The 7,774-nt window shown below is 59.2% G+C and carries 12 protein-coding genes; all 12 read left to right on the forward strand.

What is annotated here, in order from left to right:
- The first annotated feature begins 123 nt into the window (after positions 1–123).
- The 12 genes from RBR25_RS13945 (at position 124) to RBR25_RS14000 (ending at position 7,401) form a co-directional block, all read left to right on the forward strand.
- Entirely contained in the window at positions 124–1,371 is a 1,248-nt protein-coding gene (locus RBR25_RS13945; protein WP_432820164.1) for a tyrosine-type recombinase/integrase, read from the forward strand.
- On the forward strand, positions 1,368–1,583 hold the full coding sequence (locus tag RBR25_RS13950) for a hypothetical protein (RefSeq protein WP_432820165.1): 216 nt from the start codon (positions 1,368–1,370) through the stop codon (positions 1,581–1,583). Before RBR25_RS13945 ends, RBR25_RS13950 begins: the two co-directional genes overlap by 4 nt.
- A gap of 252 nt (positions 1,584–1,835) precedes the next feature.
- Entirely contained in the window at positions 1,836–2,546 is a 711-nt protein-coding gene (locus RBR25_RS13955; RefSeq protein ID WP_432820166.1) for a hypothetical protein, read from the forward strand.
- Between the two features lie 157 nt (positions 2,547–2,703).
- A complete protein-coding gene (locus RBR25_RS13960; RefSeq protein ID WP_432820167.1) occupies positions 2,704–2,907 on the forward strand; it encodes a helix-turn-helix transcriptional regulator in 204 nt (67 codons plus the stop codon).
- A gap of 59 nt (positions 2,908–2,966) precedes the next feature.
- Positions 2,967–3,185: a hypothetical protein gene (locus tag RBR25_RS13965; RefSeq protein ID WP_432820168.1), complete on the forward strand. Its 219-nt coding sequence runs from the start codon at positions 2,967–2,969 to the stop codon at positions 3,183–3,185.
- Positions 3,182–4,273, forward strand: coding sequence for an AAA family ATPase (locus RBR25_RS13970; protein WP_432820169.1), 1,092 nt, complete (start codon positions 3,182–3,184; stop codon positions 4,271–4,273). Before RBR25_RS13965 ends, RBR25_RS13970 begins: the two co-directional genes overlap by 4 nt.
- 94 nt (positions 4,274–4,367) lie before the next feature.
- Positions 4,368–4,790 carry a hypothetical protein gene (locus tag RBR25_RS13975; RefSeq protein WP_432820170.1) on the forward strand — a complete coding sequence of 141 codons (423 nt, stop codon included), beginning with the start codon at positions 4,368–4,370 and terminating at the stop codon, positions 4,788–4,790.
- Positions 4,791–4,792: 2 nt separating this feature from the next.
- A complete protein-coding gene (locus RBR25_RS13980; protein ID WP_432820171.1) occupies positions 4,793–5,521 on the forward strand; it encodes an ERF family protein in 729 nt (242 codons plus the stop codon).
- A gap of 14 nt (positions 5,522–5,535) precedes the next feature.
- On the forward strand, positions 5,536–5,814 hold the full coding sequence (locus RBR25_RS13985; RefSeq protein ID WP_432820172.1) for a hypothetical protein: 279 nt from the start codon (positions 5,536–5,538) through the stop codon (positions 5,812–5,814).
- On the forward strand, positions 5,807–6,313 hold the full coding sequence (locus RBR25_RS13990; protein WP_432820173.1) for a siphovirus Gp157 family protein: 507 nt from the start codon (positions 5,807–5,809) through the stop codon (positions 6,311–6,313). The genes RBR25_RS13985 and RBR25_RS13990 overlap by 8 nt, the downstream gene beginning before the upstream one ends.
- Before the next feature lie 44 nt (positions 6,314–6,357).
- The gene (locus RBR25_RS13995; protein WP_432820174.1) at positions 6,358–6,774 is read left to right on the forward strand and encodes a hypothetical protein; all 417 of its coding nucleotides are present in this window, start codon (positions 6,358–6,360) and stop codon (positions 6,772–6,774) included.
- A 120-nt stretch (positions 6,775–6,894) separates the two neighbouring features.
- Positions 6,895–7,401: a hypothetical protein gene (locus RBR25_RS14000; protein ID WP_432820175.1), complete on the forward strand. Its 507-nt coding sequence runs from the start codon at positions 6,895–6,897 to the stop codon at positions 7,399–7,401.
- The last annotated feature ends 373 nt before the right edge of the window (positions 7,402–7,774 follow it).

The following is a 7,774-nucleotide window of genomic DNA, read 5'->3' on the forward strand; positions in this document are numbered from 1 at the left end:
TGTCTATCTTCGTCTTTCGTGATATGGTTATATCCAAGTTGTTTGTTGGTACTTTTGTTGGTTTTGCCCGGATACCAACAAACCAGATACCAACAAAACTCGGATACCAACACGGAGGACGCCATGCCGAAACAATCCCCCCCCCTGTCAGATATGCAGGTGAAGCGGCTTAAACCGCGAGAAAAAGATTATAAAGTTTCCGACGGCGGCGGGCTTTTCCTGCTGGTGAAATCCACCGGAGGCAAACTCTGGCGGCTCGCCTATCGTTTCAACGGCAAGCAAAAGACGCTGGCCTTGGGCACCTACCCGGAGCGGAGCCTAGCCGATGCCAGGGCAGACCGGGATGATGCACGGCGGCTACTGGCAAACGGCGCTGATCCATCCGAGGTCAAGCAATCCGTCAAGGAAGCAGAGGCGGCACGTCAAGAACTCACCTTTGAAAAGCTGGCTATGGAGTGGTACGCACAGCGAGCCGAGGCGCTGGCACCGACCACCCTTGAAAAGATCATGACGCACTACTTGCAAAAAAACGTCTTTCCCGTCATTGGCGACACCCCCGTTGCCGACCTTACCACAAAAATCATTCTTGAAAACGTCCTTCGCCCCATAGAGGCGCGGGGAGTCATTCAGACCGCACACAGAGTCAGAAGTTACTTGTCGCAAATTTTCCGTTATGGAGTGGCCTGTCAGTATATCGACCGCGATCTGACCGCAGACCTTAAAGGTGCGATCAAGCCAACACAAACGGCTCACAGGGCAGCGATAACCGACCCGGTAAAGGTAGGGGCGCTGCTGCGGGCGATTGACGACTTCGACGGCCATTTCGTTGTTAAATGCGCTCTTCGTCTGCATCCTCTTGTCGTCACCCGGCCCGGAGAATTGCGCCATGCCGAGTGGTTAGAAATCGACTTTGACGCGGCCCTGTGGTCGATCCCGGCAGGGAAGATGAAGACGAGAAACCCGCACATCGTACCCCTGTCGAGTGATGCCCTGGCGATCCTGCGAGAACTTCATCAGCTGACCGGCGGCGGGCGCTACCTGTTTCCGTCTGTGCGATCCACCGACCGGCCCATAAGCGACAACACCCTAAACGCGGCTTTGCGGCGCATGGGATACGCTACCGACGAAATGACGGCGCATGGCTGGCGGGCGGTATTCAGAACCTTGGCTGATGAAGTGCTCCAGGAGCGCGTTGATATTATCGAGGCACAGCTTGCTCACCAGGTGCAAGACACCCTCGGTCGAGCCTACAATCGAACATCGTTCATGCAGGAGCGGCGGGCGCTGATGGAGAAGTGGGCGCGCTACCTGCGAGGACTCAAGACACCGGCGCAAGTGATCCCCCTTCGACGCAAAGGGGGGAAGGCATGAGGGCGCTGTTCTCCGTCGATCTAAGCCGACCGTGTTTCCAGTTTTACCCCCAGGAGGTCCTTGCTGACGTTCTACGGGACGCGGCACGGCAAGTGCTGGGTTTCGACCTGCGACACCCGACGGCTGTTGAGGTTATGCAGCGGAACCCCCCTGTAACCCTCTTCGATGATGCCGGGAGGGAAGTGGGGCGGCTGACGTTCTCCGACGATTGACCCTTTTGGGCGCGAGGCCACCGTCTACATGACGGGCTTCGGAAGGCGGCTTGCGCTTGTGCAGGCACCGCAGACGGACGACGCCCACCTCCAGCCAGGGACTAGGACCAGGCCACCGAAAAGGGGTTGATGCCCCCTGCCCCTGGCACCCCCTCACCAAACACCCGCCTAGCTCGACGGGGCGAAAAGCCGGGACTCCCTCCCCGGCCTGGCGGGAACTTTCCAGAGGGACGCATAGAGGGAGTGCTGACGATGGACGACAACCTTTCCCGCCTTGAAGAACTTTGTCTAAAGGCACAGGCCCACCCTGTCGCCAAAACCAAAGTAACATCGCCAATCGAAGGGCTGCTAAGTACCGTTTCCGTGCTGGCCTGGCTCAAGACTCGCCATGAAGAGGGCGATCCCCTGGCGGCGCTGGAAGCGATAGATGTTAGCTGGCAGCGTGGCTTTAGTCTGCCGATATGGGCGCATGGTGCCTTGGCCCGACGTTCTGCCAAATTCTTGATGGACGGGCAAGCGTCCATTGACGAAGCCTTTGATGCACCGACCCAGGCGCGGGAAAGGCGGCTGAGAGTGTCGAGGATCGTTGACGCGATGCACCACATGGATTTTCTGTGTTACACGATGGGCCTACCTGCCAGAATCGCCGCTGTGATCGTTTCGGCGCTCCCCGTCACGGCGCACACTGTCGCCGGGTTTAATCGTCAGGATGTTTCCGACGTCAAGCAACCCTTAAAGCCCGGCACGATAGCCCAAGAATGGAAACTCTATACGCTCAAGGAACGCATACCGGAGCACCTAACCGACCCGATGCAGGACTTGACCACTCTTATGGATGAATACGAACCTACCATTTTTCGACTACTGGAAGACGGCACCTTTCGCAGACCAGACCGAGAAAAGATCATCAAGGCCCATGCCCGACTGGTCGGCAAAACCCTACCTCATTTTCCCACCCTGTAAATCCCCGAAATCCCGCCGGAAAAATTGGTAATTTTTGCCCCCTGAAAATTACCTAAATACCTGATCCTAAAAGACAATTCCAGATTGACTAAGACGCAATGCGTCCCTTATGCTCCCCCTACGTCGCGACAATTCCCCCCTGGACGAAGGAGCATCTATGAACACGCAACCCCACCCCACCGACGACCGTCTCGTCTCCCTGCGAGAGATAACGACACGATATCGCGTGTCGCGAGCAACCATCTATTCCTGGATTTCCCAGGGAAAATTCCCTGCGCCTACCAAAATGGGACGCTCAAGCCGTTGGCCCAAGAGCGTGGTCGATGAAATTATGCGGACCGGCGTGAGCCTGGAGGGGTAGCCATGACCACGAACGAAACCCCGGCTGGGACCGGGGCAAGGGAAGGGGGAGCAGGCGAGATGCCCCCATTATCCCAGCAACCCACCGAAAAATCAAGTGAAATCACTTGGGACGACCTGCGGAAGATCGAGCTTGCCATGATCCCGCTGTTGATTCTCAGCGGCGGCGATGGCGACGACCGGGACGACATCCCCCCCCAAGCGCTGGTGCGTCTGCAGCTGCGGATGATCTGGCGCGAACTGTCGGCACTCTCCCGGCGGGTAGGGGGCGGACAATGACCTACCGACTTTCGGCAGACCCGGTTGCTATCGCAGAAGCGGCGGCGATGTTCCCACCCGTCAAAAAACAACTCACACCGAACCCTCCACCCCCAGCAGAAAACCCGGCAGAGGGCGAATCTGGGAGCGAGACACCAGCACCGGCGCGGCTCATGATCGTTGACGTTGCCGATTTCCTGGGTCTTGAGTTTCCACCGAGGGAGAACATCTTAGCCCCCTGGCTCCCGAGGCAAGGGCTGTGCATGGTCTATGCACCCCGAGGTCTGGGCAAGACGCACTTTTCCTTGGGGGTGTCCTATGCTGTCGCCACCGGCGGGACGTTTCTTGGCTGGGAGGCACCGGCACCGCGTGGTGTCCTTTTCCTGGATGGGGAAATGCCGGGAGTCGTCTTGCAAGATCGACTTGCGCGAATCGTCGCCAGTAACGACCGAGAACCGGCGGCCCCCCTGCGGATTGTGACGCCGGACCTCCAAGCGCGGGGAATGCTGAACCTTTCCGACCCGGCAGAACAGGCGGCGCTGGAGCCATTCCTAGAGGGTGTGGACTTGATCGTTGTCGATAACCTCAGCACCCTTTGCCGGTCAGGTAAGGAAGCCGAGGGGGAAAGCTGGTTGCCGGTCCAAGAATGGGCCTTGCGACAACGGGCGGCGGGGCGGTCTGTCCTTTTTGTCCACCATTCCGGCAAAAACGGAGAGCAGCGCGGCACTTCCAGGAGGGAGGATGTTCTCGACACCGTGATTGCCTTGCGGAGGCCCTGCGACTACTCCCCTGACCAGGGGGCGTGTTTCGAGGTTCACTTTGAAAAATCGCGCGGGATTTTTGGCGACGAGACGAAACCGTTTGAGGCGATCCTAACCACCGGCAGCGATGGGCTGCAGACCTGGACGCTGAAAAATCTGGAGGAAAGCACCGCCGAAAAAGTGGCCCGGCTCCTGAGTGACGGCGTACCACAACATGAGATAGCGGAGATGCTGGGCTTGACCAAAGGGACTGTCTCGAAGGCCAAGAAGAGGGCCGAAAATATGGGCCTGATCGACAACCCCCGGCCCTCCCGAGGCGGGCGTGATAGCTGGCTGAACGACGACTGAATTTCCCCGAGTTTCCCAGTTTCCCCCCCTAGGGGAGGAAACCAGGAAACTTTTTGAAAAAGTGGGAAACCGGCATGGAAACCGAGAGGAAACCATGAGCCTTAAATCCTTAGCAGAGCGCGTTTTACAGGGAAACCGGCAAGGAAACCTTGTGGAAACTGAGAGTTTCCTAATCCCTAAAAATGGGGGTCAAAAAACACCCCAAAAGTTTCCCGAGTTTCCCGCCCCTGTCGCGTGGCTCCAGGACGGTGAACTTCGCACCACCGGCCCGGTCGGTGATCTGGCTGCGGCGATCGTTCGACTGACCCACAACGACCTGGACCTCCAAAGGCGGCTGTTGGTCGAGCATTGCGAGGCCTTCGACGAGAACCACATCTGGCGACTGTTCGAGTGCTGGGAAGAGCGGGCGGCGATCATGGAGCACGACGGCGGCCTCCCCCGCACCGAAGCCGAGAGGGAAGCGGCGCGAATGTACCATCTGACCGCGTGGCTCCCCGAATTACAGAAAGGACATTGACCATGCAGAAATCCGAGTCCATCGCCGCCCTGGCGGCGGCGCTGGCGAAAGCACAGGCGGCCATGCGCTGCGCCATGAAGGATAGCGAAAACCCTCATTTCCGCAGTCGCTATGCCGACCTCCAGAGCATATGGGAAGCGGCCCGTGAACCCCTGGCAGCAAATGGGCTGTCTGTCGTCCAGGTACCCGGCACCACCGAGCGGGGGGTGTCGGTCGAAACGCTTCTCCTCCATGAGTCGGGGGAATTTATCGGCGGCATGGTCGAAATCCCCCTCGCCAAGATGGACGCACAGGCCCTAGGCAGCGGGTTGACCTATGCGCGGCGCTACTCCCTGGCGGCTGTGGTCGGTATCGCTCCTGGAGACGACGACGACGCCGAAAGCGCGGTCGGCAGACCGCAGACCGGCCCACAGAATCGCCCTGTAATCAACGAACGGACCCATGCCCATAGTCAGGTATCCCCCGGCAAAAAGGACTCCGAACTCCACGAACGCATCCGGGGGGCACTTCGACAAATTTACGGCGACGACAAAGCGGCGGCCCTCCTGGAGGTCGAAAGGCTGACCGGCTTCATCAGTAGGGACGGCACCCCCGTTGCCGGAGTCAAGGACTACACCCGACTCAGCGGCAAGCGCCTTGAAATCCTCGCTGCGAAGCTCTCCGAACGACTCAAGAGCGCAACACCCCCCAGCGAATCGCTGCCTTTTGATGACGAAAACGAACCCTTTTGAAAGGAGATCAAACCATGACCGCTTTGAAAACAATCGAAGATGGACCTTTCACCAGCTTGCACGTCAACGGCCCCGGCGGGCGCGTCACGTTCTCCCAGGCCAAAGGCGGCAAAATCTGCATCCGGGTTGATGGACGTGGAAGCGCCAAGGCTGCGGAAATGACAATGTGCCGGACTTCGTGGCAATCGCTACGGGATGCCCTGTGGCGACTCGACTACTCCCCTTCGGGCGAAACGCTGACCGTCGCCACCGAAACCACAATCCCCAGCCAGGAGGGAACCGACCATGAATAGCGTTGATCTGATAGACCGGCCCCTGTATCGCATCGCTGACGAACTTTGTCAGGTTCTGAACGGCCCCGACGAGTGGGACGACGACACCCTCGCCAAGCTGGACGGGCTGACGCTCCAGCTGAGCCGCAAGGCCGATGACATCGCGGCGCTTATTACTCACTTCGAGCAGCGGGCCGAACAATGCGATGCCGAAATCAAGCGCCTTTCCGACTGGAAGCGGAGCGTGGAAGGTCGGGCGGCGTGGCTGCGGAACTACCTTGAATCGGCGCTGCGGGCGGCGGGGCGGGATAGTCTGGAGACCTCCCGTTTCCGTCTGAAAATCCAAAAGAACCCACCGGCAGCGGTCGCCACCGATGAGAGTGCAACACCGCCTCGTTTCGTGCTGACGATCCCCGAGAGCCACCGACCTGATAAAAAGGCGATCCTCCAGGCGCTCAAGGAGGGTGAACTTGTCCCCGGCTGGCGGCTCAGTCAAGCCGAGCGGCTGGTGATCCGATGAGATCGGCGGCTTATATCGGAATCGACCCCGGCGCATCGGGGGCTGTGGCCCTGATAAGTGACGACGTGGTACTCGTTGAGGATTGGCCGGGTGATCCCGTTGCGGCGGCTGACCTGCTGCGGGGCTGGCTGGTAGAGTACCGCATCACTCTTGCGGCCCTGGAGCGTGTCGCGTCTCGACCTGGGCAGGGGGTGGCAAGCGTCTTTCGCTTCGGAGAGAACTTCGGATGCTGGCAGGGGCTGCTGGCGGCGCTGTCCATACCCCACACCCTACCCACCCCCCAGTGCTGGCAGAAAGGGCTGGTTGTACCGTCTGATGGACCAGACCCGAAAGCGCGATCCCTGGCAGTGGCAAGGCGGATGTTTCCGTCCGTTGACCTTCATCGGAAGAAAGACCACGGCAAAGCTGATGCCCTGTTGCTGGCACTCCATGCGAAGAACGCCCACAAGCCGGGGGGATAAACCCCGGCGTTGCGCTCAAGAACTTTTCCAGTTTTCCACGGAAAATTAAAAAATTTGTGGGGTCAGAAACCGGGGCCTTGGCTCCCTTGTTCACAGGAACCCCCGAAAGGACCCATGCACATGAAGATATTCGAAACCAGAAAAGCGGCCTTCGACGAACTCGTTGACCCCGGCGGCTGGCCCGTCGGTCGCTCGAAATTCTACGAAGACGCGGCGAAGCATGGACTGTGCGAAAAAGACAAGAGCGTCCGCCTGGACCGGCTGCTTGCCTACCTGCGCGAACTGAACGGCGGCGCGATCCCTGGCGGCTCCCCTGATCGGGAGGCCGAAACCGTCCGCAACCTCCAGCTGAAAAACCGGCTGCTGGAGGCTCAGGCCCGCAAAGAGGAAAGGAGGTGGTTGCTGCGCTCCGATGCCGACGTGATCCTCCATGCCCGTCTGTGCGCCTTGCGGGATCACCTGAGGTACCATGCCACCCTCGCCATGAAGGAATCCGTCACAGCGGCGGGCGGCACCCCCGGCCATGTAGCCGAGGCGCTCGAACGTCTGGAGGTCGCCATTGACCGAGCCTGTAACGACCTCGCCCGCGATGCCGAGCGAGACATGGAGGTTGAGTTTACCGACTGACCACCGAGCCGGGAACCCATAGCGGGAACCCGGCTTTTTTTATGGCGCACAGGGGGGTTATGGGGTAGCATCCAGGGGCAGGCCACCCCCCAAGCAAAGTTTTTTGTTGGTACTTTTGTTGGTATCCGTCAAAAAAGACGATTCAAGAATGGTGCAATAATGAACACTTACGCGATTAGTTGGATACCGGTCCCGACCACATTAAAAGATAAAAGCTTCAATGGGTTACACCGTTGGAGCTTTTTTCTTGGTGCGCCAGGCATGGCGCGTGGTGCGTAAGCACCAGATGATTGATCGTGGTGGTCAATCGTTGACTTGGAGGTGAAAGTCCTCTACGGACCCTGATGACGGGAACCGTTAGCTGAACGGCAAG

This window comes from Trichloromonas sp. (genome assembly GCF_034006665.1).
Lineage (GTDB): Bacteria > Desulfobacterota > Desulfuromonadia > Desulfuromonadales > Trichloromonadaceae > Trichloromonas.